26 protein-coding genes are annotated in these 25,576 nt (G+C 71.3%); 12 read left to right on the top strand and 14 right to left on the bottom strand.

Annotated elements, in window-relative coordinates:
* Nucleotides 1–27: 27 nt before the first annotated feature.
* On the top strand, nt 28–798 hold the full coding sequence (locus ACMCNO_RS30975; RefSeq protein WP_412752966.1) for an isoprenyl transferase: 771 nt from the start codon (nt 28–30) through the stop codon (nt 796–798).
* A 50-nt stretch (nt 799–848) separates the two neighbouring features.
* On the opposite strand, the gene otsB is transcribed toward ACMCNO_RS30975, so the two are convergent.
* Nucleotides 849–1,661, bottom strand: coding sequence for a trehalose-phosphatase (gene otsB / locus ACMCNO_RS30970; protein ID WP_412752965.1), 813 nt, complete (start codon nt 1,659–1,661; stop codon nt 849–851).
* 320 nt (nt 1,662–1,981) lie between these two features.
* Between otsB and ACMCNO_RS30965 the strand changes: the two genes are divergently transcribed.
* The 4 genes from ACMCNO_RS30965 to ACMCNO_RS30950 all read left to right on the top strand — a co-directional run bounded on the left by ACMCNO_RS30965 (nt 1,982) and on the right by ACMCNO_RS30950 (nt 5,958).
* Nucleotides 1,982–3,391 (top strand): PhoH family protein, encoded by a 1,410-nt coding sequence (locus ACMCNO_RS30965; RefSeq protein WP_412752964.1) that lies wholly within the window; start codon nt 1,982–1,984, stop codon nt 3,389–3,391.
* 283 nt (nt 3,392–3,674) lie between these two features.
* Nucleotides 3,675–4,376, top strand: a complete 702-nt coding sequence (locus tag ACMCNO_RS30960) for a lytic transglycosylase domain-containing protein (protein ID WP_412752963.1) — start codon at nt 3,675–3,677, stop codon at nt 4,374–4,376.
* A 75-nt stretch (nt 4,377–4,451) separates the two neighbouring features.
* On the top strand, nt 4,452–5,237 hold the full coding sequence (locus ACMCNO_RS30955) for a S1 family peptidase (protein WP_412752962.1): 786 nt from the start codon (nt 4,452–4,454) through the stop codon (nt 5,235–5,237).
* A 55-nt stretch (nt 5,238–5,292) separates the two neighbouring features.
* Nucleotides 5,293–5,958, top strand: a complete 666-nt coding sequence (locus ACMCNO_RS30950) for a rhomboid family intramembrane serine protease (protein WP_412752961.1) — start codon at nt 5,293–5,295, stop codon at nt 5,956–5,958.
* 21 nt (nt 5,959–5,979) lie between these two features.
* On the opposite strand, the gene glpX is transcribed toward ACMCNO_RS30950, so the two are convergent.
* The gene (gene glpX / locus ACMCNO_RS30945; protein ID WP_412752960.1) at nt 5,980–7,029 is read right to left on the bottom strand and encodes a class II fructose-bisphosphatase; all 1,050 of its coding nucleotides are present in this window, start codon (nt 7,027–7,029) and stop codon (nt 5,980–5,982) included.
* Between the two features lie 132 nt (nt 7,030–7,161).
* On the opposite strand from glpX, the gene ACMCNO_RS30940 reads away from it, so the two are divergent.
* Entirely contained in the window at nt 7,162–7,785 is a 624-nt protein-coding gene (locus ACMCNO_RS30940) for a DUF4245 domain-containing protein (RefSeq protein ID WP_412752959.1), read from the top strand.
* 61 nt (nt 7,786–7,846) lie between these two features.
* Here ACMCNO_RS30940 and ACMCNO_RS30935 read toward each other — a convergent pair whose 3' ends face one another.
* Genes ACMCNO_RS30935 through map form a run of 4 tightly spaced genes read right to left on the bottom strand, consistent with a single transcriptional unit; the run spans nt 7,847 to nt 10,735 of the window.
* Nucleotides 7,847–8,050, bottom strand: coding sequence for an exodeoxyribonuclease VII small subunit (locus tag ACMCNO_RS30935; protein ID WP_412752958.1), 204 nt, complete (start codon nt 8,048–8,050; stop codon nt 7,847–7,849).
* Nucleotides 8,047–9,330 (bottom strand): exodeoxyribonuclease VII large subunit, encoded by a 1,284-nt coding sequence (gene xseA / locus ACMCNO_RS30930; RefSeq protein WP_412752957.1) that lies wholly within the window; start codon nt 9,328–9,330, stop codon nt 8,047–8,049. Before xseA ends, ACMCNO_RS30935 begins: the two co-directional genes overlap by 4 nt.
* A 9-nt stretch (nt 9,331–9,339) precedes the next feature.
* Nucleotides 9,340–9,891, bottom strand: a complete 552-nt coding sequence (locus tag ACMCNO_RS30925) for a hypothetical protein (RefSeq protein WP_412752956.1) — start codon at nt 9,889–9,891, stop codon at nt 9,340–9,342.
* A gap of 25 nt (nt 9,892–9,916) precedes the next feature.
* Nucleotides 9,917–10,735, bottom strand: a complete 819-nt coding sequence (map, locus tag ACMCNO_RS30920; RefSeq protein WP_412752955.1) for a type I methionyl aminopeptidase — start codon at nt 10,733–10,735, stop codon at nt 9,917–9,919.
* A 181-nt stretch (nt 10,736–10,916) separates the two neighbouring features.
* Between map and ACMCNO_RS30915 the strand changes: the two genes are divergently transcribed.
* Nucleotides 10,917–11,885 carry a 4-hydroxy-3-methylbut-2-enyl diphosphate reductase gene (locus ACMCNO_RS30915; protein WP_412752954.1) on the top strand — a complete coding sequence of 323 codons (969 nt, stop codon included), beginning with the start codon at nt 10,917–10,919 and terminating at the stop codon, nt 11,883–11,885.
* Here the strand turns inward: ACMCNO_RS30915 and ACMCNO_RS30910 are convergent.
* Nucleotides 11,882–13,024 carry a DNA recombination protein RmuC gene (locus tag ACMCNO_RS30910; RefSeq protein WP_412752953.1) on the bottom strand — a complete coding sequence of 381 codons (1,143 nt, stop codon included), beginning with the start codon at nt 13,022–13,024 and terminating at the stop codon, nt 11,882–11,884. The two genes, ACMCNO_RS30915 and ACMCNO_RS30910, sit on opposite strands and share 4 nt — an antisense overlap.
* Before the next feature lie 53 nt (nt 13,025–13,077).
* On the opposite strand from ACMCNO_RS30910, the gene ACMCNO_RS30905 reads away from it, so the two are divergent.
* Nucleotides 13,078–13,806, top strand: coding sequence for a hypothetical protein (locus ACMCNO_RS30905; RefSeq protein WP_412752952.1), 729 nt, complete (start codon nt 13,078–13,080; stop codon nt 13,804–13,806).
* Between the two features lie 101 nt (nt 13,807–13,907).
* Here ACMCNO_RS30905 and ACMCNO_RS30900 read toward each other — a convergent pair whose 3' ends face one another.
* The 5 genes from ACMCNO_RS30900 to ACMCNO_RS30880 all read right to left on the bottom strand — a co-directional run bounded on the left by ACMCNO_RS30900 (nt 13,908) and on the right by ACMCNO_RS30880 (nt 19,766).
* The gene (locus ACMCNO_RS30900) at nt 13,908–14,453 is read right to left on the bottom strand and encodes a hypothetical protein (RefSeq protein ID WP_412752951.1); all 546 of its coding nucleotides are present in this window, start codon (nt 14,451–14,453) and stop codon (nt 13,908–13,910) included.
* Between the two features lie 72 nt (nt 14,454–14,525).
* Nucleotides 14,526–17,069: a valine--tRNA ligase gene (gene valS, locus ACMCNO_RS30895; RefSeq protein WP_412752950.1), complete on the bottom strand. Its 2,544-nt coding sequence runs from the start codon at nt 17,067–17,069 to the stop codon at nt 14,526–14,528.
* Between the two features lie 39 nt (nt 17,070–17,108).
* Nucleotides 17,109–17,603 (bottom strand): methylated-DNA--[protein]-cysteine S-methyltransferase, encoded by a 495-nt coding sequence (locus ACMCNO_RS30890; protein ID WP_412752949.1) that lies wholly within the window; start codon nt 17,601–17,603, stop codon nt 17,109–17,111.
* Nucleotides 17,600–19,096 (bottom strand): DNA-3-methyladenine glycosylase 2 family protein, encoded by a 1,497-nt coding sequence (locus tag ACMCNO_RS30885; RefSeq protein WP_412752948.1) that lies wholly within the window; start codon nt 19,094–19,096, stop codon nt 17,600–17,602. The genes ACMCNO_RS30890 and ACMCNO_RS30885 overlap by 4 nt, the downstream gene beginning before the upstream one ends.
* 91 nt (nt 19,097–19,187) lie before the next feature.
* Nucleotides 19,188–19,766: a dienelactone hydrolase family protein gene (locus tag ACMCNO_RS30880; RefSeq protein ID WP_412752947.1), complete on the bottom strand. Its 579-nt coding sequence runs from the start codon at nt 19,764–19,766 to the stop codon at nt 19,188–19,190.
* Between the two features lie 161 nt (nt 19,767–19,927).
* Between ACMCNO_RS30880 and ychF the strand changes: the two genes are divergently transcribed.
* Entirely contained in the window at nt 19,928–21,013 is a 1,086-nt protein-coding gene (gene ychF / locus ACMCNO_RS30875) for a redox-regulated ATPase YchF (RefSeq protein ID WP_412752946.1), read from the top strand.
* A gap of 40 nt (nt 21,014–21,053) precedes the next feature.
* Here ychF and ACMCNO_RS30870 read toward each other — a convergent pair whose 3' ends face one another.
* A complete protein-coding gene (locus tag ACMCNO_RS30870) occupies nt 21,054–21,638 on the bottom strand; it encodes a Uma2 family endonuclease (protein ID WP_412752945.1) in 585 nt (194 codons plus the stop codon).
* 187 nt (nt 21,639–21,825) lie between these two features.
* On the opposite strand from ACMCNO_RS30870, the gene ACMCNO_RS30865 reads away from it, so the two are divergent.
* Nucleotides 21,826–22,377, top strand: coding sequence for a GNAT family N-acetyltransferase (locus ACMCNO_RS30865; RefSeq protein WP_412752944.1), 552 nt, complete (start codon nt 21,826–21,828; stop codon nt 22,375–22,377).
* 407 nt (nt 22,378–22,784) lie between these two features.
* On the top strand, nt 22,785–22,994 hold the full coding sequence (locus ACMCNO_RS30860) for a helix-turn-helix transcriptional regulator (RefSeq protein WP_412752943.1): 210 nt from the start codon (nt 22,785–22,787) through the stop codon (nt 22,992–22,994).
* Between the two features lie 62 nt (nt 22,995–23,056).
* On the opposite strand, the gene ACMCNO_RS30855 is transcribed toward ACMCNO_RS30860, so the two are convergent.
* Nucleotides 23,057–23,548, bottom strand: a complete 492-nt coding sequence (locus tag ACMCNO_RS30855; protein WP_412752942.1) for a GNAT family N-acetyltransferase — start codon at nt 23,546–23,548, stop codon at nt 23,057–23,059.
* Between the two features lie 272 nt (nt 23,549–23,820).
* Here ACMCNO_RS30855 and ctaD point away from each other — a divergent pair, with 272 nt between their 5' ends.
* Nucleotides 23,821–25,575 (top strand): cytochrome c oxidase subunit I, encoded by a 1,755-nt coding sequence (gene ctaD, locus ACMCNO_RS30850; RefSeq protein WP_412752941.1) that lies wholly within the window; start codon nt 23,821–23,823, stop codon nt 25,573–25,575.
* Nucleotide 25,576 lies beyond the last annotated feature (1 nt).

Raw genomic sequence — 25,576 nt, 5'->3', positions numbered from 1 at the left:
AGCGAGACTGCGGATAGGCTTGGCGTGATGAGTCTGCGGTCCCTGGTCTACTCGGTGTACGAGCGGCGGCTCGCCCGCAAGTTGGTCGGCAAGCCGGTGCCGCGCCATGTCGGGGTCATGTGCGACGGCAACCGTCGCTGGGCCAGGGAGATGGGATACGTCGACCCCAACGACGGCCACCGGGTCGGCGCCGCCCGCGTCAAGGAGCTGCTGGCCTGGTGCGACCAGGCGGGGATCGAACACGTCACGCTCTACCTGCTGGCCACGGACAACCTGCAACGCCCGGCCGCCGAACTCGACCCGCTGCTGAAGATCATCGAGGATCTGGCCACCGAGCTGGCCGAGGACGGCAACCCGTGGCGGCTGCGCATCGTCGGCGCCCTCGATGTGCTGCCCGCAGCCACCGCGACCGCGCTCAAAGCGGCCCAGGAGAAGACCCGCGACCGCACCGACGGCGTCGAGGTCAACATGGCGGTCGGGTACGGCGGCCGGCGCGAGATCGCCGACGCGGTCCGCTCGCTGCTGCACGAGCACGCCGCCGCCGGACGCACCATCGAGGAGCTGGCCGAGATCCTCGACGTCGAGCACATCGCCGAGCACCTCTACACCCGCGGCCAGCCCGACCCCGATCTGGTCATCCGGACCAGCGGCGAGCAGCGCCTCTCCGGCTTCCTCCTATGGCAGTCCGCGCACTCGGAGTTCTACTTCCACGACGCCAACTGGCCCGACTTCCGCCGCATCGACTTCCTCCGCGCCCTGCGTTCCTACGCCGGCCGCCAACGCCGCTACGGCGCCTGACCCACCGCGCTCACTGGCGGAAGGCGGGGCTCACTGGCGGAAGGCGGGGCTCACCGGCGGAAGGCGGGGAGGGCGTCGGCCAGGAAGCGGGCCACGGCCTCGGGGGACTCCAGCGTCAAGTCGGCGGCGCTGGACAGCTCGGCACCGGTCTCCGGGTTGGCCACCGCGACACACATGCCGAAGAAATCCGGGTCGAGGGCCTCGCGGGCGCGCAGCGCGTCGAACGCCTTGACGTCCGACATGTCGTCGCCGAAATACCAGGCGCAGCCTGCGGTCAGCACCGCCTCGCTGATCACCATGCCCTTGTCCTGGTCGACCGGCGGTTTCAGCTCGACCACCATGCGGCCACGCTGGATCCGCAACCCGAGCCGCTCGGCCTGCTCGTGACCCCACCGCTCCACCACGTCCGCGAGCTGCGGCGCGGTGCGGTAGTGCAGCGCCACCGAGAGCCGCTTGTACTCCACCAGGAGCGTGTCGGGCAGCTCGGCCCGGGCCCGCTCGGCCAGGTCGGCCATCGCCGGGACCCAGGGCAGCGCGGCCGGCTCGGTGACCACCTCGCCCTCGTGCAGCACCTCGAGGCCGTACAGGCCGTACAGGTCGACGTGGGCCAGCCGGGCGAAGCGGGATTGCAGGAAGCTCACCGGGCGGGCGGAGACGATGGCCACCCGGGCGACCTGCCCGGCCAGGGTTTCGAGTACGTCGAGTGCCTGCGGCACCGGCTGCACGGCGTCCGGGTCGTCGGCGACCGGGGCGAGCACGCCGTCGAAGTCGAAGAAGAACGTGGTGTCCTTCGCTCGCGCGACGGTGAACTCCCACGCCTCGGCGGCACTCAGCGGGTGCGATGGACGTGCTGACTCTGCCACGTGCGCCAGCCTACTCGCCGAACGTGTCGTTGCAGGACGCCGAAACGGTGTACCACGACGGCGTGATGGCCGTCACTCTCCGTACTCATGGTCCAAGGTCGGCTACCGGACGGCGGGGCCTGCGGCTTCGCTCTACCGCACGTGACAGTTGATCAGCTAGCGTCTACTTATGGCACGGGGTTCTCCCGGGCCAGCCGGAGGCCCGGACCTGCGAACATGTTGCGCCACGGGGCCCGCATCCCGACCCCGTGTCCAAGCCGGGCGCCGGGACGTGGCGGACCGCGGGTGGGGTTCGGGTGCACGCCCGCCGGAGCAGGCCTGTGACATCTCGCCGTAATGACGCCGGGGCATCGCATGACCCGGCCGCCCACCCCTCCAGCAGCCGCGCCACGGCGGGCCGTCGTTCCCCCGACCGCCATGCCGACGCGGAACCCGCTCCGGCGGGCCGGGTGTTCGTCCTGGACACCTCGGTTCTGCTGTCCGATCCGGCGGCGTTCCGCCGGTTCACCGACCACGAGGTGGTCATTCCCCTCGTGGTCATCTCCGAGCTGGAGGGCAAGCGTCACCATGCCGAGCTGGGGTGGTTCGCCCGCCAGGCGTTGCGGATGCTGGACGAGCTGCGCATCAAGTTCGGCCGCCTCGACCAGCCGGTGCTCTGCAACGACGAGGGCGGCACCCTGCGGGTGGAGCTGAACCACGCCGACCCGGGCGCGCTGCCGCCCGGCTTCCGCAACGACTCCAACGACACCAGGATCCTGTCGGTGGCGCTGGGGTTGGCCGCGGAGGGCCGCGAGGTCACCCTGGTCAGCAAGGACATGCCGCTGCGGGTCAAGGCCGCCTCGGTCGGCCTGCTGGCCGACGAGTACCGGCACGGCCAGGCCAGCGACCCCACCTGGACCGGGATGAGCGACCTCACGCTCGCCGAGGACGAGGTGGGCCGCCTGTACGCGGGTGAGTCCCTGGTGCTGGAGGAGGCCGCGCATCTGCCGTGCCACACCGGTCTGGTGGTGCACTCCCCGCGCGGTTCCGCCCTGGCCCGGGTGACCCCGGACAAGGCGGTCCGGCTGGTACGCGGCGACCGGGAGGCGTTCGGCATCCACGGCCGCTCCGCCGAGCAGCGCATCGCGCTGGATCTGCTGCTGGACGAGTCGATCGGGATCGTCTCGCTGGGCGGTCGCGCCGGTACGGGCAAGTCGGCCCTGGCCCTGTGTGCGGGCCTGGAAGCCACGATGGAGCGCAACCGGCACAAGAAGGTCGTGGTGTTCCGGCCCCTGTACGCGGTCGGCGGCCAGGAGCTGGGCTATCTGCCGGGCAGCGAGTCGGAGAAGATGTCGCCCTGGGCGCAGGCGGTGTTCGACACCCTCGGCGCGGTGGTGCACGCCAACGTCATGGAGGAGGTCATGGCGCGCGGCATGCTCGAGGTGCTGCCGCTGACCCACATCCGCGGCCGCAGCCTGCACGACGCGTTCGTGATCGTCGACGAGGCCCAGTCGCTGGAGCGCAATGTGCTGCTGACGGTGCTGTCGCGGATCGGTCAGGGTTCGAGAGTGGTGCTGACCCACGACGTGGCCCAGCGTGACAACCTGCGGGTCGGCCGGCACGACGGGGTGACCGCGGTGATCGAGGCGCTCAAGGGCCATCCGATCTTCGCGCACGTCACTCTGACCCGTTCGGAGCGCTCGCCGATCGCCGAGGTCGTCACGGATCTGCTCGAGGACATACCGCAGTAGGGCGAGGCGCGGTGGGATTTCGGCCTGATTTGCACCCATAAGCTGTGTGATCCATTTCACAACAGCGCGCCACTGTTTCACATCGACTTCACCGTGCGCGATGGTGTTCGGCGAGTGCCACTGGATGGGCGCTCGTCGGACATCGACGCAGCTCACATCCCTTCGATCGAAGTGGGTCGAGGTCTCGGCCCGCAGGGGTCGCGGTGCTCACGGCGCGGACCGATGCCGGAGGCATTCCGGCGAGGCCCGCGCCGCGTCATTGCCCCCGACGAAGGGATACTTCGTGAATCGGCTCTGGAGCCGGGTCGGTGTTCGTGTGGCCTCCGTGGGTCTGCTCGTCCTGGGCGTGATCGGCGGCGTCTACCTCGGACAGGACCGGGCGGTCCAGCAGCGCAGTGCCGAAGCGCAACTCGTCGTTCAGGCCGACGCGGACGAGATGCAGCTGCTGAAGGAGCGACACGCCGAGCACGCGGCGGCCCGGGCGTGGCAGCGCCAGGCCGAGGACGACGCGGCCGCGAAGGCGGCCACCGAGGCCAAGGCGGCCGCCGACAAGGCCCGGTCGCTGGAGAAGAAGGCGATCGCCAAGGCCGAGGAGAAGAAGGCGGCGGAGGAGAAGTCCTCCGACTCCGGCTCCGGCGACACCGTGCCGTACCCCGGCGACATCCCGGCCTCCTGCGACGAGTTCAGCGGCAACCGTGCCATCGGGTGCGCGCTGATGCTCGAGGCGGGCTTCAAGATCGATCAGTGGCCGTGCCTCGACAAGCTGTTCAAGCGCGAGAGCGGCTGGAACCACCACGCCAGGAACTCCGGCTCCGGTGCGTACGGCATCCCGCAGGCGCTGCCGGGCAGCAAGATGAAGTCAGAGGGCTCGGACTGGGAGGACAACCCGGCCACCCAGATCAAGTGGGGCCTCGGCTACATCGAGGGCCGGTACGACTCCCCCTGTGGAGCCTGGAACCACTCGGAGAGCACCGGCTGGTACTGAGAATTCTCCGCAATGCGGGGGTACGCGCTCGGCGCGTACCCCCGCATTGTGTTCCGGAAATGATCAAATGACCCCATGGTCCGGAATGTCGTTTCCGTGATTCTGTGCGGCGCTCTCATCGCGCCGCTGACCACCGGTGACGTGCCGGCCCACGCGGGCGGCGGTGCGCAGCCCAGCCGCGCAGTCGTCGGCGGCAAACTCGCGCCGGACGGGTGGTTCCCCTGGATGGTCCGCCTCTCCATGGGCTGTGGCGGTGCGCTGACCGCGCCGCGCGTCGTGCTCACCGCGGGCCACTGCGTCGCCGGCACCGGACCGGACAGCAGCATCCGCGTCGTCGCCGGCGTCGCCGACCTCAAGTCCCCCAACGCCATCGTCGCCCGCTCGGTCACGGTGATCCGCGCCACGGGATTCCACGGCGAGGTGAACGGCGACGACTGGGCCCTCATCAAGCTCGATCGGGCGCTCAACCTGCCCGTCCTGCCGCTCAGCCGCGGCGGCGACGGTGGCCCGCAGACCATCCTCGGCTGGGGACAGACCAGCGAGTCCAACCCGATACAGCAGCGTCGGCTCCGCTACGCCACCGTGTCGATCGTGCCGGACGCCACCTGCGCGGCCGCGTACCGGAAAGTGGGGGTGGCCCTGGTCGCCGACGAGTCCCTCTGCGCCGGTGCGCCCGGTGTCGACACCTGCCAGGGTGATTCCGGCGGGCCCATGGTGCGGCGCACCGGCCGCAACGGGTGGGTGCAGACCGGGATCGTCAGCTGGGGAGTGGGATGTGCCCGCCAGGGATACCCGGGCGTCTACACACAGGTGTCCGCGTTCCAGGCGGCGATCCGCGCCGCCACCCGCAGGCTGGGTTAGCCCGCAGTCGCGCAGCGTGTTGGCGGGCTGGCGGCCGCCTGGAACACTTGGAGCCGTGAGTTACCTCGAGGAGCGCGCGGACGCGGCCGCGAAATTCGGCACTGAGGCCTTCTACGCGTCGCTGGGCCGGGCGTTCGTCGCCATGTGCGCGCTGATCCCCGTGCTCTTCCTCATCGAGGCCCTCGACATCGCGATCGGCCGGGGCCGGCTCGACATGGCGGGCGGCATCATCCCCCACCGCGTCGACGGCCTCGACGGCGTCGTGTTCAGCCCGTTCCTGCACGCCAACTGGGACCACCTGTACGGCAACGCCGTCCCGCTGATCCTCGTCGGCACGTTCGTGCTGGCCGCCGGGACCAAGCGCTTCATCTGGTCGACCCTGCTGATCATGCTGGTCAGCGGTCTCGGGGTGTGGATCATCGGGGACCCCGACAGCGTGGTGGTCGGCGCCAGCGGGGTCATCTTCGGCTACCTCGGGCTGCTGTTCGCCCGCGGCTTCGTGGAGCGCAGCTGGTGGAACCTGGGCGTGGCCCTCTTCATCGGCCTGCTGTACTGGTACCAGCTCTACAACGTGCTCCCCACCGACCAGCCGATCTCCTGGCAGGGGCACCTGCTCGGCCTGATCGGCGGGGTCATCGCCGCGATCCTGTTCCGCCGCAAGCGGCCCCGTCCGGTTCCGGGGGCCTACGACCCGACCACCACCACGCTGACCGATCTCTGAGGGGCCGCCGCGGCGGGCGCCTCAGATGAGCGCGGTGTCGCCCGGTGCCGTCGGCACGGTCGGCAGGTGGCCGTCGAAGTCGACAGCCGAGTACAACGACAGCTTCTCCAGCCGGTGGTAGGAGTCGATCACCCGGATCGTGCCGCTCTTGCTGCGCATGACGATCGACTGGGTGTGCGCCCCGCCCGCCCGGTAGCGCACCCCGCGCAGCAGGTCACCGGAGGTCACCCCGGTCGCCACGAAGAAGCAGTTGTCGCCCGTGACGAGGTCGTCCGTGGTCAGCACCCGGTCCAGGTCGTGGCCGCCCGCGATCGCCTTCTCCCGCTCCGAGTCGTCCAGCGGCCACAACTTCGCCTGGATCATGCCGCCCAGGCACTTCAGCGCGCACGCCGCGGTGATGCCCTCCGGGGTGCCGCCGATGCCCATGAGCACGTCGACGTCCGACTCGAGGCGCGCCGCCGAGATCGCCCCGGCGATGTCGCCGTCGGAGATGAACTTGATGGTGGCGCCTGCCGAGCGGACCTCCTCGACCAGTTTCTGGTGCCGGGGGCGGTCGAGGATGCACACCGTCACGTCCGAGATGCTGGAGCGCTTCGCCTTGGCGATCCGGCGCAGATTCTCCACGGTCCCCGCGTTGATGTCGATCACGTCCGCGCAGTCCGGGCCGACCGCGATCTTCTCCATGTAGAACACCGCGCTGGGGTCGAACATCGCGCCGCGCTCCGCGACCGCCAGCACCGCGACCGCGCCCGGCATGCCCTTGCTCATCAGCGTCGTCCCGTCGATCGGGTCGACCGCGACATCCACCTCCGGCCCGGTGCCGTCGCCGACCCGCTCGCCGTTGTACAGCATCGGGGCGTGGTCCTTCTCGCCCTCGCCGATCACCACGACGCCGCTCATCTGGATCGAGTTGATGAGCTTGCGCATCGCGTCGACGGCCGCGCCGTCGCCGCCTTCCTTGTCGCCGCGGCCCACCCAGCGCCCGGCCGCCATCGCGGCGGCCTCGGTGACGCGGACCAGGTCGAGGGCGATGTTCCGGTCAAGATCCTGCGGAACGCGGGCAACAGTCACGGCGGGGCCTCCTCGCGACACTGCGGGTGTGGGTTCACCGATCCTGTCATGGGCGGCTACGCAAAGTCCCGCCGCAGCGACTTGATTAACACCGGGTGGGGGCGGCCACCGGCGATCAGTCAGGATGGGTACGTGGACCCAGCCCGCCCTGCCGACCCCGACCCGGCCACCGCCGCCCCGCCCCCCACCGACGCCGCTCCGGCCGGCGTTCCCGTCGGCAGCGTCGCGGCCGGTCGTGCGCCGGGCGGCCGTGCCGAGCGGCCGCCCCGGGACATGATCGTGTCCCTGGCCGTCCTGCTGGTGCCGATCGCGCTGATGCTGATCTTCTACCGGGTCGTGCTCAACGGGGACAATCCGACGACCATCGACCCCGCGCCCGCCATCCAGCAGGCGCAGGCGGCCAGCGTCTTCCCCGTGGCCGAGCCGCGCGGGCTCGGCGACGACTGGCACGTGGCCAGCGCGACGTGGCGGCGCGAGCCCACCGGGTCGACCCTGCGGCTCGGGTACGTCGCTCCCGGCGATGCCCCCGTCCAGCTGGTCGAGAGCAGCGTGCCCGCGGAGACGCTGCTGCCGCGCGAGCTGGGGCGCACCCTCGCCCCGCACGGCTCGTATCAGAGCGCCGGGCGCGCCTGGCAGCGGTACGCGGCGGGGGACGACACCCAGGCCCTGGTGCTGCTGGAGAAGAACCGCTCCGTCATCGTGCTGGGCCAGGCGGACACCCGGCACCTCGAGGCACTCGCCGCGTCCCTGTCCTGACTCATTCCGGCCCGACTCGTTCCGGACTGACTCATTCCGGCCCGACTCGTTCCGGACTGACTCATTCCGGCGCGCGGGCGGCCCGGGCGGCATCGATGCGTTGCCGGGCCCCGTCGAGCCAGCGCTGGCACACGTCGGCCAGCTGCTCGCCGCGCTCCCACAGCGCCAACGCTTCCTCCAGCGAACTGCCGCCCTGCTCGAGGCGTTCCACCACCGAGGCCAGCTCAGTGCGCGCCTGCTCGTAACTCAACGTCTCGTCGGTCACCGCGTCTCCCGTACGCTCGCCTGCAGCTCGCCCTCGGCGAGCCGTACTCGAAGAAGGTCGTCCGGGTGCACCTCGGCGGCGGCGCGGACGACGTGGCCGTCGGTGCGCTGCACGATCGCGTAGCCGCGCTGCATCGTGGCCGCGGGCGACAGCGCGCGCAGCCGCGCGAGGGTGTGCCGCAGCTCGTCGTCGGCCCGGCGCAGCCGGTGGTCGACGCAGCGGGCGGCCCGGTCGCGCAGCGCGGCGACGTCGCCCGCCCGCTGGTCGACCAGCGCCTCCGGGCGGGCCAGCGCCGGCCGCGAGCGCCACGCCTGCAGCCGCTGCGCCTCCCGGTCGAGCATCGTGCCGATCGCCCGGTCGAGGCGGTGTCGGGCGTGCTCGAGGAGCCGGGTCTCCTCCGCCAGGTCCGGCACGACGCGTTTCGCGGCGTCCGTCGGGGTGGAGGCGCGCACGTCGGCGACGTAGTCGACCAGCGGCGCGTCCGTCTCGTGACCGATCGCGCTGACGACCGGGGTACGCGCGGCGAACACCGCCCGGCACAGCGCCTCGTCGGAGAACGGGAGCAGGTCCTCCACGCCGCCGCCGCCCCGGGCCAGCACGATCACGTCGATCGTCGGGTCGTCGTCCAGCACCGCCAGCGCGTCGATGATCTGGGTGACCGCGGTCGGACCCTGCACCGCCACGTTGACCACCCGGAAGTCCACCGAGGGCCAGCGGCGCCGCGCGTTCATCAGCACGTCGCGCTCGGCGGCCGAGGCCCGGCCGGTGATCAGGCCGACCCGCCGGGGCAGGAACGGCAGGCGTCGCTTGCGCTCCCGGGCGAACAGGCCCTCGGCGGCCAGCAGCCGCTTGAGGCGCTCCAGCCGGGCCAGCAACTCGCCGAGGCCGACCTGGCGGATCTCGTCGGCCCGCAGGCTCAACGAGCCCCGGGCCGGGTAGAACTCGGGCTTGGCGTGCAGCGTCACGCGGGCACCCTCGGCAAGCTCGGGCGCGCCCGCGTCCAGCACGTCACGGTGAGTGGTGACGGTGAGGCTGAGGTCGGCCGCGGGGTCGCGCAGGGTCAGGAACACCACGCTGGCGCCCGGGCGGCGGCTGATCTGGGCCACCTGCCCGTCGACCCACACCCAGCCCAGCTTGGCGACCCAGGCGCCGATCTTCTGACTGACGACCCGGACCGGCCACGGCTCGTCGGCCGTGCTCTTCGGCTCCGAACTCCGGGGGTCCGGATTTCGGGGGTCCGGATTCCGGGAGTCCGGGGTCTTCTGGTCCGGCTGGGTCACGCGGCCAGCCTACGGAAGAGGTCCGACATCCTCGGCGGTGGCGCGGCCGGGGTCGGCCACGGCGGCGCGGCGGGCGGCCATCGTCCGTCGCACGGCCACCACCACACCGGCGGCCAGCAGTCCCACGTACGACCAGACCAGCAGGTTCGCCGCCAGCGACAGGGCGTCCACCTCCCAGCTCTGGGAGCCGGCCAGTCGTTCGGCGGTCGCCGGGTCGTCCGCGGCGGCGGCCCGGCCCAGCCACCGGAAGGGCCAGCCGCGGGTCGTCACGTAGGCCCACATGCAGCACGTCTGAGAGGTCGAGGCGGCCAGCCCGGCGGCGGTACCGACCAGGCCGGTGGCCGCCGCGGCGATGGCGGTGGCCGCCACGGGGAGCCTGGTCCGGTGCGGCATCAGCAGCATCAGACCTCCTGCGGCCAGCACCACGCCGACCGCGACGTCGAGCACCGGCTGCGGGCTGTGCAGGTTGAGCAGCAGCCAGGTCAGGCCGCCGACCAGGGTGCATGCCCCGACCAGCACGGAGAGGGCGGCGACGATCCGGACCCACAGGCGCTGTTGCATCGCACGAGTATGCCCCGGACGATCATCAACGTGCGGCGAGGGCGGGTTCGCCGAGGGACCCGCGCTCGCCCGGGCGGGCGGTGAGCACCCGGGGGCCGGCCGGGGTGATCGCGACCGTGTGCTCCCAGTGCGCTGCCAGCGAGCCGTCCCGGGAGCGCATCGTCCAGCCGTCCGGGTCGGTCCGCCAGGCCGGTGCGCCGAGCACGAACATCGGCTCGATCGCGAAGACCAGACCCGGGCGCAACCGCATGCCCCGGCCCGGCCGTCCCCGCCCCAGGACCTGCGGGTCCTCGTGCAGCTCCCGGCCGATGCCGTGGCCGCCGATCGTGTGGCCGTCGTGTTCGGCGACCACACCCAGGCCGTGCTGCTCGGCGACGGCGCCGATCGCGTACGAGACATCGCCGAGCCGGTTGCCCGGGCGCAGCGCGACGATGCCCCGCCGCAGTGCCTCGTACGCCGCGTCGATCAGCGTCAGCGTGCGCTCGTCCGCATGATCCCGGCCGCCCACGACCCAGGTGCAGGCGGCGTCGGAGTGGTATCCGGCCCAGCGCACCCCGCAGTCGACGCTGACCACGTCGCCCGCGCGCAGCCGCCGGGTGGCGGACGGGATTCCGTGCACGATCTCGTCGTTCACCGAGATGCAGGTCGCGGCCGGGTAGTCGTACGTACCCAGGAAGCCGGGCTCGCCACCGCGCGCGGCGATCTCGGCCGTGGCCACCGCGTCGAGATCCGCCGTGGTCATCCCCGGCCGGACCGCGTCGCGCAGCACCTCGTGCACCGCGGCCAGGATCGCCCCGGCCCGGGCCATCAGCTCGATCTCCTGCGGCGTCTTCTGCACCACCATGGTTGTCGCCCCCTGTTTCGCTGCGGGGCCGGTGGCGGTGCGCGCTGCCGGCCCGGTAATTCTGCCACCGCCGCGCCCGCGGCGGCAGAACGGGTGCGGACGGTCAGCATGCGGGTGCCAGACGGGTGTGGTGGGGGTCGCAGCGGGGGCGGCGGCTGGTCCGGCCACGTACCATGGCCGGGTGACCGAGACCCGTAAGCGCGTGCTCCTGGCCAGGCCGAGGGGGTACTGCGCGGGCGTCGACCGCGCGGTGCAGACCGTCGAGGAGGCGCTGAAGCTGTACGGTGCGCCGGTCTACGTGCGCAAGCAGATCGTGCACAACAAGCACGTGGTCAGCACGCTGGAGGCCCGCGGCGCGATCTTCGTGGAGGAGAACGAGGAGGTCCCCGAGGGCTCGATCGTGGTCTTCTCCGCGCACGGGGTCGCCCCCGAGGTGCACGAGCAGGCCCGGGCCCGCAACCTCAAGGCGATCGACGCGACCTGCCCGCTGGTCACCAAGGTGCACCACGAGGCCAAGCGGTACGCGGCGGAGGACTACGACATCCTGCTGATCGGCCACGAGGGTCACGAGGAGGTCGTCGGCACCGCCGGTGAGGCCCCCGCGCACATCCAGCTCGTGGACGGCCCGGACGGGGTCGACAAGGTCACCGTGCGGGACCCGGAGAAGGTGGTCTGGCTGTCGCAGACCACGCTGTCGGTGGACGAGACGATGGAGACCGTGGCCCGGCTCAAGACCCGGCTGCCGCTGCTGCAGTCCCCGCCCAGCGACGACATCTGCTACGCCACGCAGAACCGCCAGCACGTGGTCAAGGAGATCGCCCCGTCCTGCGACGTGGTGATCGTGGTCGGCTCGACGAACTCGTCGAACTCCGTCCGCCTGGTCGAGGTGGCCCTGGATGCCGGGGCCCGCGCCGGTCACCTGGTCGACTACGCCTCCGAGATCCGCGACGAGTGGCTGGACGGCGCCACCACGGTGGGGGTCTCGTCCGGCGCCAGCGTGCCGGAGGACCTGGTCATGGAGGTGCTCGCGCACCTGGCCGAGCGCGGCTTCGGCGAGGTCACCGAGTACACCACCGCCGAGGAGCGGCTCACCTTCTCGCTGCCGCAGGAGCTGCGCCGCGACATGAAGGCCGCCGCCGCACGGGGTTAGAACCCGTCGACCAGCTCAGGCGCCTGCGGCTGGCGCGGAGTGACCTCCACCTGCGCGGGGGTGGTCAGCTCCTCGTCGCTGACCCCCAGCTCTGCCAGCTTGCGCGCGCTGACCAGCACCCGCGCCTCCAACGACCCGACCGCCCGGTTGTACGCGGTCACCGCACCGCCCAGCGCACCGCCGAGCCGTCCCACGTGCTCGCCCAGCGTGGCCAGCCGCCCGTACAGCTCGCGGGCCAGCTCGTGCACCACGACGGCGTTGCGGGCCAGGGCCTCCTGCCGCCACGAGTACGCGACCGTGCGCAACAGCGCGACCAGCGTCGCCGGGGTGGCCAGCACGACGTTGCGGGCGAACGCGTGCTCCAGCAGCGCCGGGTCGCGTTGCAGCGCGGCGTCCAGGAACGGGTCGGCGGGCACGAACAGCACCACGAACTCGGGTGTCTGCGCGAACGCCGTCCAATACGCCTTGGCCGCCAGCGCGTCCACATGCCCGCGCAGGTGCCGGGCGTGCCGGTCGAGGTGTCCGTCGCGGGTCCGCTCGTCGCGGGCCTCCATTGCGGACAGGTACGCGTCGAACGGCGCCTTCGCGTCCACCACCACGCTGCGCCCGCCGTGCAGCCGCACCACGAGGTCGGGGCGCACCCCCTGGTCATCCGTGGCGGCGGTGACCTGCTCGGCGAAGTCGCAGTGCTCCAGCAGCCCCGCGGCCTCCACGATGCGGCGCAGCTGATGCTCGCCCCAGCGCCCGCGGACCTGCGGCGCCCGCAGTGCGGCGACCAGTTGCTTCGTCTCGGTGCGCAGCTCGCTGGAGACCGCACCCATCGACCGGACCTGTTCGCGCAGCTCCGCGTAGGCGTCGACCCGGTCGCGTTCCAGCTCACCGATCCGCTGCTCGTAGTGGCGCAGCGCGTCGTGCAGCGGTGCCACGGCGCGGGCCACCGCCTCCTGCGACTGGGCGGTGGCCTCGTAGGACAGCGCCCGCATCGACTGCTCGAGGCGCTGCTCGCCGTCGCGGCTCGCCTGCACGGTGGCCTCCAGGCGGGCGATGTCGGCGGCGGCGCGCACCCGGGCGGCCAGCCAGCCCAGCGCGGCACCCACACCCAGGCAGACGATCACTACGGCCACGGTCGAGACGGTCACGCCTGGAGCTTGCCAGAGGGGTACGACGCGACAGGCGAGGGTAGCTTGGACACATGAAGGTGTTTCTGCTGGTGATAGTGGTTCTGCTGCTCATCGCCGTCGTGGTCGCCTGGCGGCACGGCTCCGTGGCCCGCGAGCAGCAGCGCCTCTCCGACGCCCGGGCGGAAGCCCAGCGCTGGTACGAGCGCCTCGGCGGCCAGGTGATGAACCTGCACGGCGACGACCCGGCGGCCCGGCAGGCCCTGGCCGACGCGGGGGAGCGGTACAACGCCGCGGGCGGCCAGCTCCAGCAGGCCACGTCGGTGCGGCAGTTCGAACTGGCCCGGGAGAGCGCCCTGGAGGGCCTGGCGTACGTGCGGGCCGCCCGGATCGCCATGGGTCTGGATCCGGGGCCTGAGCTGCCGCCGCTGGCGGGGGCGGCGGGCGCCGGGCAGCTGACCTCGGAGCGCGAGGTCACCGTGGAGGGGCAGCACTACAAGGCCGGGCCGCGCCCCGGGCCGGAGACCCCGTACTACTACCCCGGTGGGCGGGTGGAGGGTCGTCCCGTGCCGTCCGGCTGGTACTCGACGCCGGTGTGGAAGACCGCGCTCGGCGCGGGCGCCGGGGTGCTCGGCGGGATGCTGATCTTCGACGCGCTGTTCTCGCCCGGGTTCGGGGACATGGGTTACCAGGATGGCTTCGCGGACGGTTTCGCGGCCGGGGACAACGACGCCGGCGTCAGCGACGCCGGGGACTTCGGCGGCGGCGACTTCGGCGGCGGGGACTTCGGCGGCGACTTCTAGGACGGCACCCGACGCGAACGGGAGGCGTGCGTGGCGTTCTGCGCGGGCGGGTCCAGCGCTCCCGCCCCGCCTGACACCGGGCCGAGATCGGGACCGCCGGGCTACGCGTGGATGGGCAGGCGGCGGTCGAGTTCGCGGCGCAGCGCGCGCGGACCGGGCCACACCTGGGTCAGATCGGCGGTGAACGCGGTACCCGCCGGGGTGTCGCGCATCGTGGGCCAGCCCGGCCCCTCGTCCGCGACCGGATGCACCCGGTCCAGGTCCACCGGGGTCACGTCGAGCACGGTCCGTAACCCGCTGCGGCGTACCGACACGGCGGCGATGTCGTCCCAGGCCAGCAGCACCGGATCGCTGCCCTGGGCGGCCAGCTCCAGCCCGCCCGCGGAGATCCGGACCCAGGTGGTCAGCGCCGCCCGGGCGCACGCCGTGTAGCCGCCCGCGACCAGCAGTGCGATCACCGCGCCCTGGAGCAGCGTCGACCACCACGGGTCGCTCGGGCCGTCGGCGATCGCGTCGACCACGAGCGAGGCCGCGACGTACGTGACCGTCAGGACGGCGAACAGCGTCAGGAAGGTCCGCGCGGGCGACGAACGGAACAGCACCGCGTCCCCCGCCGGTGCCTCGACCTGCTCGGGCACGGTCGACATGCCTTCCATACTGCCGTGGCGGACCGGGCTGCGGACGCGGTCGGCCGAGCCCGACCGCGTCCCGCCCTCAGATCAGAACGCGCACGCGATGACGAGCTCCGGCGTACGGTCGGGCAACCGGTCCAGCTTGCCGATCTTCCCGGCCGCCTTCAGGTCGCCCTCGATGCGGGCGAGCTGCTCCAGCATCGCCGCGGGACCGAGCGCCTCGGCCAGCGGCACCTCCGCCTTCATGGACAGCTTGCGGTCGCTCTTGGCGCGCCGGACCTGCCGTAGCGCCTCCCCGGCGAGATCCAGCAGCTCCGCGTCGCCCTCGGGCGCGACCCGGGTCAGCTCGTGCGTGGTGGGCCAGGTCGAGGTGTGCACCGAGCCGTACCGCCACCACGACCACACCTCCTCGGTGACGTACGGCAGGAACGGCGCGAACAGCCGCAGCTGCACCGACAGCCCCGCCGCCAGCGCCGCCCGGGCCGAGTCGGCCGCCGGGCCCTGCCCGTACGCGCGGTCCTTGACCAGCTCGATGTAGTCGTCGCAGAACGTCCAGAAGAACCCCTCGGTCGCCTGCAACGCATCGGTGTGCTGGTACGCGTCGAGCGCCGCGGTCACCTCGCCGGTCACCGCGGCCAGCCGGGCCAGCACGGCCCGGTCCAGGTCCGTGGTGACCGGGCTGCGCAACGCGTCCGCCGCGCCCAGACCGAGCGCGAACTTCGACGCGTTGAGCAGCTTGGTGGCCAGCCGCCGCCCCACCTTGATCTGGGCGGCGTCGAACGCGAGGTCCGTGCCGGGGCGCCCGTTGGCCGCCCAGTACCGGACCGCGTCGGAGCCGTTCTGCTCCAGCAGCGCCATCGGGGTGACCACGTTGCCCTTGGACTTCGACATCTTCTTGCGGTCCGGGTCCAGGATCCAGCCGGAGAGCACCGCGGTGTGCCAGGGCAGGGTGCCCGTGGACAGGTGGGCCCGCACCACCGAGGAGAACAGCCAGGTGCGGATGATCTCCTGGCCCTGCGGGCGCAGGTCCATCGGGTACGTGCGCCGGTGCAGATCCTCGTCGACGCTCCAGCCGGTGACGATCTGCGGCGTCAGCGACGAGGTGGCCCACGTGTCCATGACGTCCGGGTCGGCGGTGAAGCCGCCCGGCACGTCGCGCTGGCCGGGCTCGAACCCGGGTGGACACTCCGAGGACGGGTCAACCGGCAGCGCCGAATCGTCCGGTATGAGAAGCTGCTGGTAGTCCGGCTCGCCAGCGTCGTCGAGCCGGTACCAGACGGGGATCGGCACGCCGAAGAACCGCTGCCGGCTGATCAGCCAGTCGCCGGTCAGCCCGTTCACCCAGTGCTCGTAGCGGTGCGCCATGTGCTGCGGAATCCAGCGCAGTGCGCGGCCCTGCGCCAGCAACTGCTCGCGCAGGTGCTGATCACGCCCGCCGTTGCGGATGAACCACTGGCGGCTCGTGACGATCTCCAGAGGCGCGTCCCCGTTCTCGTAGAACTTCACGGGATGGGTGACCGGTCGCGGCTCGCCGACGAGATCGCCGGACTCCTGCAGCAGTCTGACGATCTCCCGGCGGGCCGCGGGCACCGTCAGCCCCGCGAACTCCTCGTACGCCACCTGCGGGACCCCGGGCGGGCGCTCCGGCACGAACCGCCCGTCCCGGCCGATCACCACGCGCGTGTCCAGTTGCAGGTCACGCCACCAGATGACGTCGGTCAGGTCGCCGAACGTGCAGACCATCGCGATGCCCGTGCCCTTGTCCGGCGCGGCCATGGTGTGCGCGTGCACCGGCACCTCGACGTCGAAGAACGGGGTGCGCACCGTGCGGCCGACCAGCGCGGCGTACCGGCTGTCGGTCGGGTGGCAGACCAGTGCGACGCAGGCCGCCAGCAGCTCCGGCCGGGTCGTGTCGACCGTGACCGGCCCGTCCGGGCCGTGGAAGCGCAGCCGGTGGAACGCGCCGGGCCGCTCCCGGTCCTCCAACTCGGCCTGCGCGACCGCGGTCTGAAAGCCCACGTCCCACAGCGTCGGCGCCTCCGCCGTGTACGCCTCGTCGCGCGCCAGATTCTGCAGAAAGGCGCGTTGCGAGACCGCCCGCGCGGTGTCGCCGATCGTCGTGTACGTCATCGACCAGTCGACCGACAGCCCGAGCCGCCGCCACAGCGCCTCGAACGCCTGCTCGTCCTCGGCGGTCAGCCGCTCGCACAGCTCCACGAAGTTGCGCCGCGAGATCGGCACCGGCGGTTTCGGCGCGGTGGCCGGCGGCTGCCACCCCGGCTCGTACGGCAGCGCCGGGTCGCAGCGCACGCCGTACACGTTCTGCACCCGGCGTTCCGTGGGCAGCCCGTTGTCGTCCCAGCCCATCGGGTAGAAGACGGTCTTGCCGTGCATCCGCTGGAACCGCGCGACGGTGTCCGTGTGCGTGTACGAGAAGACGTGCCCCATGTGCAGCTCGCCCGATACGGTCGGCGGCGGAGTGTCGATCGCGTATACGTCCGAGCGCTCCTTCGAGCGGTCGAACGCGTACGTGCCCTCCTCCTGCCAGCGGCGCGACCACTTCTCCTCGAGGCCGTCCAGCGACGGTCGCTCGGGGAGACCGGCGCGCGCGGTCCGTTCCGTATCTGTCATGGGCCGATGCTACGGCTGCGCGTGCCCGAAGGACCTTCATTAATGCCGTTCGTGCGCCAGCAGCCACGTCTTCGTGTCGAGGCCCCAGCGATAGCCGCCGAGGGTGCCGTCGGTGCGCAGCACGCGGTGGCACGGCACGAAAAGCGCGACCGGGTTGCGCGCGCAGGCCGCGGCGGCGGCCCGCACCGCGGCGGGCCGCCCGGCCAGCTCCGCGAACTGGGTGTACGTCACCGGGGCGCCCGGCTTGATCTCCCGCATGATCTGCCAGGCGTGGGCCAGGAACACGCCGCCGGTCCGCTGCTCGACCGGCACGTCGTCCAGCGCGGTCAGGTCACCGTCGAGATAGCACCGGAGGGCGGCGCTCACCGCGCCGAGGTCGGCGACGGGCCGCGTCTCCCCGGCCAGATCCGGGTGCACGAGGCGGAGCAGCGCAGGAACATCCGTGGTGAACCCGGCGGCCCGCACCGCACCGTCGTCGCTCACGACGGCCGTGAACGGACCGGTGGGAGTGTCCATCGTGCTGTGTCGCATCATGCCGACCTCCAGAGTCGGATCAGGGCGTAGGAGCGCCAGGGCCGCCAGCGCTGTGCGTGCGCGGCCAGAGTGGTGGGGGAGTCGGGCAGGCCGAGCGCGCGGGCGCCGCGCCGGGCCGCCAGGTCGGTGGGAAGGAGGACGTCCGGGTCGCCGATCGCCCGCATCGTCACGTAGCCCGCGGTCCAGGCGCCGACGCCGGGCAGCGCGGCGAGCCGGGCGGCGGCGGTGTCCCGGTCGGCGCCGGGGTCGAGGTCCAGTTCGCCGTCGGCCACCGCCCGGGCGAGCGCCCGGATGCTCTCGCGCCGCGCCCCCGGCATCCGGAACGCGTCATCGGGCAGCCGCGCCACCAGCGCGGCGTCCGGAAAGGCTCCCAGCCGTCTCCCGTGATCGGCATGGGGGTCGGCCGGGGTCGCAGAGTCGGTGTCGGCGGCGGAGCGGGTCACGGCGCCAGGGCCGGTGGGAGCGGTGGCGTGGGACAGGAGATGGGCGAGGGTGGTGCGGGCGGATCGGACGCTGACCTGCTGTCCCACGATGGCGCGGACGGCCATCTCGAAGCCGTCCACCGCGCGCGGCACCCGGACCCCCGGCTCCGCCTCCACCGCCGGTCGCAGTGCCGGATCGGCGGCCAGGGTGGTGTCCACGGCGACCGGGTCGGCATCGAGGTCGAGCAGGCGGCGGCAGCGGGCCACAGCTGGTGCGAGGTCGCGGACGTCGGCCAGCGTGAGCGTGGCCGAGATCCACCGCTCGGCCGGGGTCAGCGCGACCGTGGCGACCCCGTGCGGCAGGCCCAGCCCGCGCCGGTACGTCCGGCCGTCGCACTCCTCCACCCCGGGCAGGGCACGGGTGGCGAGGAAGCCGAGCAGCGCCTCCGCATGCAACGGGGCCCGGTACGCCAGCCGTACCGTGATCGTGCCCGCCCCGGCGACCGTGGCCGGGCGCCGCGACCGCAGCGCGCTGGGCGGCTGGGCGTACACCTCCAGGATCGTGTCGTTGAACTGGCGCACGCTGCCGAAGCCCGCCGCGAACGCGATGTCCGCCAGGCCCAGCTCGGTGGTCTCGATGAGGATGCGGGTGGTCTGCGCGCGCTGCGCGCGGGCCAAGGCAAGGGGGCCTGCGCCCAGCTCGGCGGAGAGCATCCGGTGCAGGTGGCGCTCGGTGTATCCGAGGCGACCGGCCAACCCGGGCACCCCCTCGCGGTCGACGACACCGTCGGAGATGAGCCGCATCGCCCGGCCCACCACGTCGGCGCGGACGTCCCACTCGGGTGAGCCGGGTGCGGCGTCGGGACGGCAGCGCCGGCAGGCGCGGAAGCCGTGGCGCTGAGCGGCGGCGGCGCTGGGGTAGAACGCGACGTTTGCGCGTTTCGGGGTGAGGGCGGGGCAGGACGGCCGGCAGTAGATGCCGGTCGTCTTGACCGCGGTGTAGAACCAGCCGTCGAACCGCTGATCGCGGCTGTCGACGGCCCGGTAACACCGCTCGAAGTCCAGCTCCATGCTGTCGAGTCTGCCCCTCACCACGACCGCCCGGCTGGCGGCTTTCGGACATGGCGCCCGTGGACCACTCGCCCCGGTCACCGCGGGCGGGTCAACCCGCGTGATCGAGGAAGTGCAGCACCCGCTCGGTCAGCAGGGCCGCGGCGTCCGGGTCGAAGTCCGGCAGGCTGGAGTCGGCGAACAGGTGCCGGTCGCCGGCGTAAAGGAACAGCTCGGCGTCCGACGTGGACGCCACCAGAGCCCGGGCCGCGTCGAGGTCGCCCTCACCGGCGAAGTAGTCGTCCGCGTCCATGCCGTGGATCTGCACCGGAACCCCGGCGGGCCACTCGCCACCGAACTCGGCCGGAGGAATGCAGGCATGGCACAGCACCGCGCCGCGGGCGCCCGGACGGGTCTGGGCCAGCGCCTGGGCGGGCAGCACGCCCAGTGAGAAGCCCACGTACACCAAGGTGGTGGGTAGTGGCTCGGCGGCCCGGCGGCCGCGCTCGATGATCTCACCGAAGCCGATGTCGCCCGCGTGGGCGACGCCGTCGTCGAGCGAGTCGAAGACGCGTCCCGCATACAGATCCGGGAGGTGGACGGTGTGGCCTGCGCGGCGCAGGCTGTCGGCGAAGTCGCGCACGCCCGGCGTCAGGCCCTGGGCGTGGTGGAACAGCAGGATCTCGGCCATGCCGCCGATGATGCCCGGTTGGCCCGACAATTTCGGTGCCCGATGCCGAACCTGTGGATTGTGTCAACCTGCATTGACAACCAGGGCCGAATGCCGAGCCGCGCGGGGTGGCTGGCAACTCCACGCATTCCGCAGCGCAGGGGTCAGTAGACTGGCCGGTCGTGAGCCTCACCATCGGAATCGTCGGCCTGCCCAACGTCGGCAAGAGCACCCTGTTCAACGCCCTGACCAAGAACGACGTGCTCGCCGCGAACTACCCGTTCGCGACGATCGAGCCCAACGTCGGCGTGGTCGGGCTGCCCGACGACAGGCTCCAGCAGCTTGCCGGCCTGTTCGGCAGCGAGAAGATCCTCCCCGCGCCGGTGAGCTTCGTCGACATCGCGGGCCTGGTCCGCGGCGCGTCCAAGGGCCAGGGCCGCGGCAACGCGTTCCTCGCCAACATCCGCGACGCGTCCGCGATCTGCCAGGTGGTACGCGCGTTCTCCGACCCGAACGTGCTGCACGTCGACGGCAAGGTGTCCCCGGCCGACGACATCGAGACGATCAACACCGAGTTGATCCTCGCCGACCTGCAGACCGTGGAGAAGGCGCTGCCGCGGCTGCAGAAGGAGGCCAAGCTCAAGAAGGAGCGCGCTGCCGTGGTGGCGGCTGCCGAGGCCGCGGCGAAGCTCCTCGACGAGGGCGTGACGCTCTACCAGGGCGCCGCGGGAGCGGGCATCGACGTCAGCCTGCTGGCCGAGCTGCACCTGCTCACCACCAAGCCCTTCCTGTACGTCTTCAACGTCGACGAGGCGGAGCTCGGCAACGCCGCGTTCCTCGACGAGCTGCGGGCGCTCGTGGCACCGGCCGAAGCGGTCTTCATGGACGCGAAGATCGAGTCGGAGCTGATCGACCTGCCCGAGGACGAGGCACTGGAGCTGCTCCAGTCCACCGGCCAGGCCGAGCCGGGCCTGCACCAGCTCATCCGGGTGGGGTTCGGGACGCTGGGCCTGCAGACGTACCTGACGGCCGGGCCGAAGGAGGCGCGGGCGTGGGTGATCCCGGTGGGTGCCACCGCGCCCGAGGCCGCCGGCGTCATCCACAGCGACTTCCAGCGCGGCTTCATCAAGGCCGAGATCGTCAGCTTCGACGATCTGATGGCGGCCGGTTCGATGGCGGCGGCGAAGGCCGCGGGCAAGGTGCGGATGGAAGGCAAGGACTACGTCATGCGCGACGGCGACGTGGTCGAGTTCCGCTTCAACGTGTAGTGACACTCCGGTTCGACCACTGGGGAGATCGATGCCCGGCTCAGCTCTTGCGGCCGGGCACCAGGCCATCCAAATCCAGCTTGATCGCGAACGGCGTCGTGGTCCGCAGCTCATGACGGTGGATCCCGGTCGCCACGTACGACCGAGTGGGTCCGTCGAGTTCGTAGGCGTGGACGACTGGTGAGCCGGCCTCGTCCTCGACGCGCCAGTAGTTCGCGATACCGGCTTCCGCGTACTTGCGCAGCTTGACGTTCCGGTCGCGGTGCGCTGATTCGGGCGAGACCACCTCGACCACCAACAACACCTCGTCAGGCGTGTAGTAGGTGCGGTCCGGGTCGTAGGAGGGCGCCTTCGTGGCGAGGAGGTCGGGTTCGGGACGGTTCCGTTCGTCGAGCCGGATCGTCATCTCCCGCTCGACTTCGACGCCCGCCGGCGCCTGTTCTGTCAGGGCGAACAGGAACGCGGAGACGGCCCGGCCGTGCCAAGCCCGCTGGGGCGACATCATGAAGACGAGTGCTCCATCGATCAGCTCAGTGTGACGCGGCGCTTCAGGAAGGTGGTCGAGGTCGTCGGCATACCACCCCTCAGGGCGGGGTGGCCGCATCCACTCGGGCACCGCAGTCATGCCCGCCACCGTAGCATCGGGTAACGGCTGCCCTGGCTTGCTGCGATGAGTCCTCCGGTCGTCATCCGCACGCTCTGCGAAAGGGTGAGCCGACGAGTTCTCGATTCGGGTAGAGATCCTGAGCGGAGCGCAGCCGGTCATCCCTAGGCGCACGAGAAACTCCGCGTAGCGCGCCTAGGATCGGGACGTGCACGGACCTGCTGAACCTGCTGTCACGCTGCGGGTTCTCACCCCACAGGATGCCGCCGTCATCGCTGGATGGGCCTCGGATCCGCAGTTCTGCCGGGAGGCGGAATGGACTCCTGGCCAAGCAGCGTACGAGTACGAGCGTTTCCAGCGCCGACTCATCGAGACCCCACCGAAGGACCTGATCCGTCTTGGCGTTGTGTCAGAGGGCCACCTCGTCGGCTACGTCGACCTTCACGGTGCCGACCCCGACCGTCGCGAGCTGGGCTTCGTCATCGGCCTACGCAACCTCTGGGGTCACGGACTCGGGCTGGGCGCCGCCGCCGCCGGGCTGCACCACGGCTTCGTCGAACTGGGGCTCCAGGAAATTTGGGCCGAAGCCTATGAGGCCAACCGGCGCTCGACGCGCATCCTCCGGCGGCTGGGATTACGCGAGACTGGTTTCGGCGACATCGGCGAGTTCCTCGGAGCGCCGACGCGCTATGTGCAGTTCGCCATTCGAGCAGACGAGTGGCGACATCAAGGGAGCCACTCGGCATTTCACCCGCATTAGGTGGCGCCGGGTTCAGTTGGTCCAGCGGAGGAAGCGGTCGAACAGTTCCGCAGGCGGGCCGGGTGGGAGGTCTCGGACGGCCGCCTCCAGCCGCGTCCACATGTTGATCCTCAGCGCAGCGGGGGACAGCTCTGCGGCCAGGTGCTCCCGGGCCGGGTCGCACGGCCAGGGTTTGCCGCAGGCGCGGCAATCCCAGCTCGGACGCTCTCGATGTGCTCGGCCACCTCGGCCCGCAAATGCTCGATATTGCTCACCGCGGCCTCCGCCGGTGGCGAAGGCGGCGGGTGGACCGGGTCGTTCCGGGCCCGCCGCCTTTTCATCCCGCCAGCTTGCAGATGGAGTTGTCATACGTAAACTCTATGGGAAAACTCCATCGGTAAACCCCACGCCTTTCTAGCGTGATCGGCGTGGGCGCGAAGGGAAGGCTCTACACCACTGGGGACATTGCCGACCGGCTCGGCGTGACCAGGCAGCGGGCGTACATTCTCTCGAAGATGAAGGGCTTCCCGGACAGCTTCGACGACCTGCCGAGCGGCTCGGTATGGCTGGTTGAGGACGTCGAGGGTTGGATCCGGCAGCATCGAGCCGACCTGGCCGAAGAGCCAGAAGGAGAGTAGGGAGGGCGACCGTACGGTCCGACGCCTGCCAGGTGGCCGGTCGCCGTCTGACCGGTCCCGTCCTACAGCAGCTTCTCCATCACGCGGGTGGGGCGGCCCTTGGCGCGGTCCGGGCGCAGGTCGATCTGGCGGTACCCCAGCGCCTCCCAGAACGGCGTCGCCTCGGCGTTCGCGACCAGGACGCCGAGGCGGATCGCCGTGGCACCTTCGGCGCGGAAGCGGTCCTCGACGCCGGTGACGATCGCCTTCCCGTACCCCTGGCGTCCCTGGCGCCCGTCGACCAGCAGGAGCCCGATCCACGGGTGACCGTCGGTGGGGTGGCGCAGCAGCATCTGGACGAAGCCCAGCACCCGTCCCGTGCCGTCCCGGCCGACGAGGGTCTCGCACCCGTCGGCCTCCGCGTCCTCGCGGAGCGTCGGCTCGAGCGTGGCCCGGGACATCGACGCGGGGTCCTGGTCACCGCTGGACCGCCAGTACTCCGGCTGGGAGAGGCAGATCTCGACGAGGCTGTCCAGCTCGTCACCGGTCAGCGTCGCTCGGGTCAAGGTGATCATGGGTGAAGGTTAGCTGCGGCTGTTCACTCGGGCAGGCACGGGCTGAGCTCGTCGTTCCTGAGTTCGGCCCTCCGAGGCGGAAGCGGATCGGGTCAACTGACCCCACGTGGGCGGGGGTCAGCGCCTGGTCGTCGGTGGCGGACGGGGCGCAGCTTCGCAAGCCCGCTTTTCGGCACGATGTGCATTCTCGTCGGCTGCATCGATGAGCGTGACGGCGTAGCGTCGTCCTCCGTACGGCTCAGTGCACGGCACCGACTCCTGTGGAGGACGCCATGGCCGCCGTCGTGCCTCGCCCGGTCCAGCCGCAGCCCCTCCGACCGCGGCCGTACTCCGTGCGGCGCACGCCACGGGGTTCCGCTCTCGCCGCCACGCTGCGGACGACCGACGCCAAACAGATCGGCATCCTGTACTTGGTCACGTCGTTCGTGTTCTTCGTGGTGGGCGGCTTCATGGCGATGCTCATGCGCGCTGAGCTGGCCCGCCCGGGGATGCAGTTCCTCTCCCCGGAGCAGTACAACCAGCTGGTCACCATGCACGGCACGATCATGCTGCTGTTCTTCGCCACCCCGATCCTGTTCGCGTTCGCGAACTTCGTCGTGCCGCTGCAGATCGGCGCACCGGACGTGGCCTTTCCCCGGCTCAACGCGTTCGCGTACTGGCTGTACCTGTTCGGTGGGCTCATAACGCTCGGTGGGTTCGTGACGCCGGGCGGTGCGGCGGATTTCGGCTGGACCGCGTACACGCCGTTGAGCGACGGGATGAACTCGCCCGGGGTGGGCGGCAACATGTGGGTGATGGGCGTGGCCCTGTCCGGTCTGGGCACCATCCTGGGCGCGGTCAACATGTTGACCACGATCCTGACCCTGCGCGCGCCGGGCATGACGATGTTCCGGATGCCGATCTTCACGTGGAACATCATGGTCACCAGCCTGCTGGTGGTTCTGGTGTTCCCGTTCCTCGCCGCCACGTTGTTCGCGCTGGCCGCGGACCGCATCCTCGGCGCTCACGTGTACGACCCGGCGACCGGCGGCCCGCTGCTGTGGCAGCACCTGTTCTGGTTCTTCGGCCACCCCGAGGTGTACATCGTGGCGCTGCCGTTCTTCGGCATCATCACCGAGGTCATCCCGGTGTTCAGCCGCAAGCCGCTGTTCGGCTACAAGGGCCTGGTGTCGGCGACCCTGCTGATCGCCGCATTGTCGATGAGCGTGTGGGCGCACCACATGTTCGCCACGGGGCAGGTGCTGCTGCCGTTCTTCAGCTTCCTGAGCTTCCTCATCGCGGTGCCGACCGGCATGAAGTTCTTCGTCTGGATCGGCACGATGTGGCGCGGCCAGATCAGCTTCGAGACACCGATGATGTTCGCGCTCGGGTTCATGGTGACGTTCCTGTTGGGCGGGCTCACCGGAGTGCTGCTGGCGTCACCGCCTCTCGACTTCCAGGTCACCGACTCGTACTTCGTTGTGGCGCACTTCCACTACGTACTGTTCGGCACGATCGTGTTCGCGGTGTTCGCCGGGGTCTACTTCTGGTTCCCGAAGATGTTCGGGCGGATGCTCGACGACCGGCTCGGCAAAGTGCATTTCTGGCTGACATTCCTCGGGTTCCACACCACGTTCCTGGTACAGCACTGGCTGGGAGCCGACGGCATGCCCCGCCGGTACGCGGACTATCTGCCCGGCGACGGCTTCACCGTGCTCAACACTGTCTCGACGATCGGCTCGTTCGTGCTGGGCGCCGCCACCCTGCCGTTCCTGTACAACGTGTGGAAGTCCTACCGGTTCGGCCAGGTCGTGACCGTTGCCGACCCGTGGGGCCATGGCAATTCGCTGGAGTGGGCGACCTCCTGCCCGCCGCCGCTGCGCAACTTCGACCGCATGCCGCGGATCCGCTCGGAACGCCCCGCGTTCGACGCCAGGTATCCGGAACTGGCTGCGGGCGGGCCGTCGGCGGCCGGCCCGCCGGAGGGCGGCGCGAAGCCGCTCACCAGCGAGTCGAACGGCGGCGCCCGATACCCGGAACACCAGTAGT

It is taken from the genome of Krasilnikovia sp. M28-CT-15 (assembly GCF_047159595.1).
Taxonomy (GTDB): domain Bacteria; phylum Actinomycetota; class Actinomycetes; order Mycobacteriales; family Micromonosporaceae; genus Actinoplanes.
Note: the sequence above shows the minus strand (reverse complement) of the source record. Positions and strands in the feature narration are given on the sequence as shown.

Coding starts and splice junctions, on each gene's coding strand:
- ACMCNO_RS30890 (WP_412752949.1), bottom strand. CDS start 17,603: ATGATGCGACACAGCACGATGGACACTCCCACCGGTCCGTTCACGGCC.
- ctaD (WP_412752941.1), top strand. CDS start 23,821: ATGGCCGCCGTCGTGCCTCGCCCGGTCCAGCCGCAGCCCCTCCGACCG.
- ACMCNO_RS30925 (WP_412752956.1), bottom strand. CDS start 9,891: ATGCAACAGCGCCTGTGGGTCCGGATCGTCGCCGCCCTCTCCGTGCTG.
- map (WP_412752955.1), bottom strand. CDS start 10,735: ATGGTGGTGCAGAAGACGCCGCAGGAGATCGAGCTGATGGCCCGGGCC.
- ACMCNO_RS30955 (WP_412752962.1), top strand. CDS start 4,452: ATGGTCCGGAATGTCGTTTCCGTGATTCTGTGCGGCGCTCTCATCGCG.
- ACMCNO_RS30885 (WP_412752948.1), bottom strand. CDS start 19,096: ATGGAGCTGGACTTCGAGCGGTGTTACCGGGCCGTCGACAGCCGCGAT.
- ACMCNO_RS30855 (WP_412752942.1), bottom strand. CDS start 23,548: ATGATCACCTTGACCCGAGCGACGCTGACCGGTGACGAGCTGGACAGC.
- valS (WP_412752950.1), bottom strand. CDS start 17,069: ATGACAGATACGGAACGGACCGCGCGCGCCGGTCTCCCCGAGCGACCG.
- ACMCNO_RS30870 (WP_412752945.1), bottom strand. CDS start 21,638: ATGACTGCGGTGCCCGAGTGGATGCGGCCACCCCGCCCTGAGGGGTGG.
- ACMCNO_RS30905 (WP_412752952.1), top strand. CDS start 13,078: ATGAAGGTGTTTCTGCTGGTGATAGTGGTTCTGCTGCTCATCGCCGTC.
- ACMCNO_RS30880 (WP_412752947.1), bottom strand. CDS start 19,766: ATGGCCGAGATCCTGCTGTTCCACCACGCCCAGGGCCTGACGCCGGGC.
- ACMCNO_RS30900 (WP_412752951.1), bottom strand. CDS start 14,453: ATGTCGACCGTGCCCGAGCAGGTCGAGGCACCGGCGGGGGACGCGGTG.
- ACMCNO_RS30975 (WP_412752966.1), top strand. CDS start 28: ATGAGTCTGCGGTCCCTGGTCTACTCGGTGTACGAGCGGCGGCTCGCC.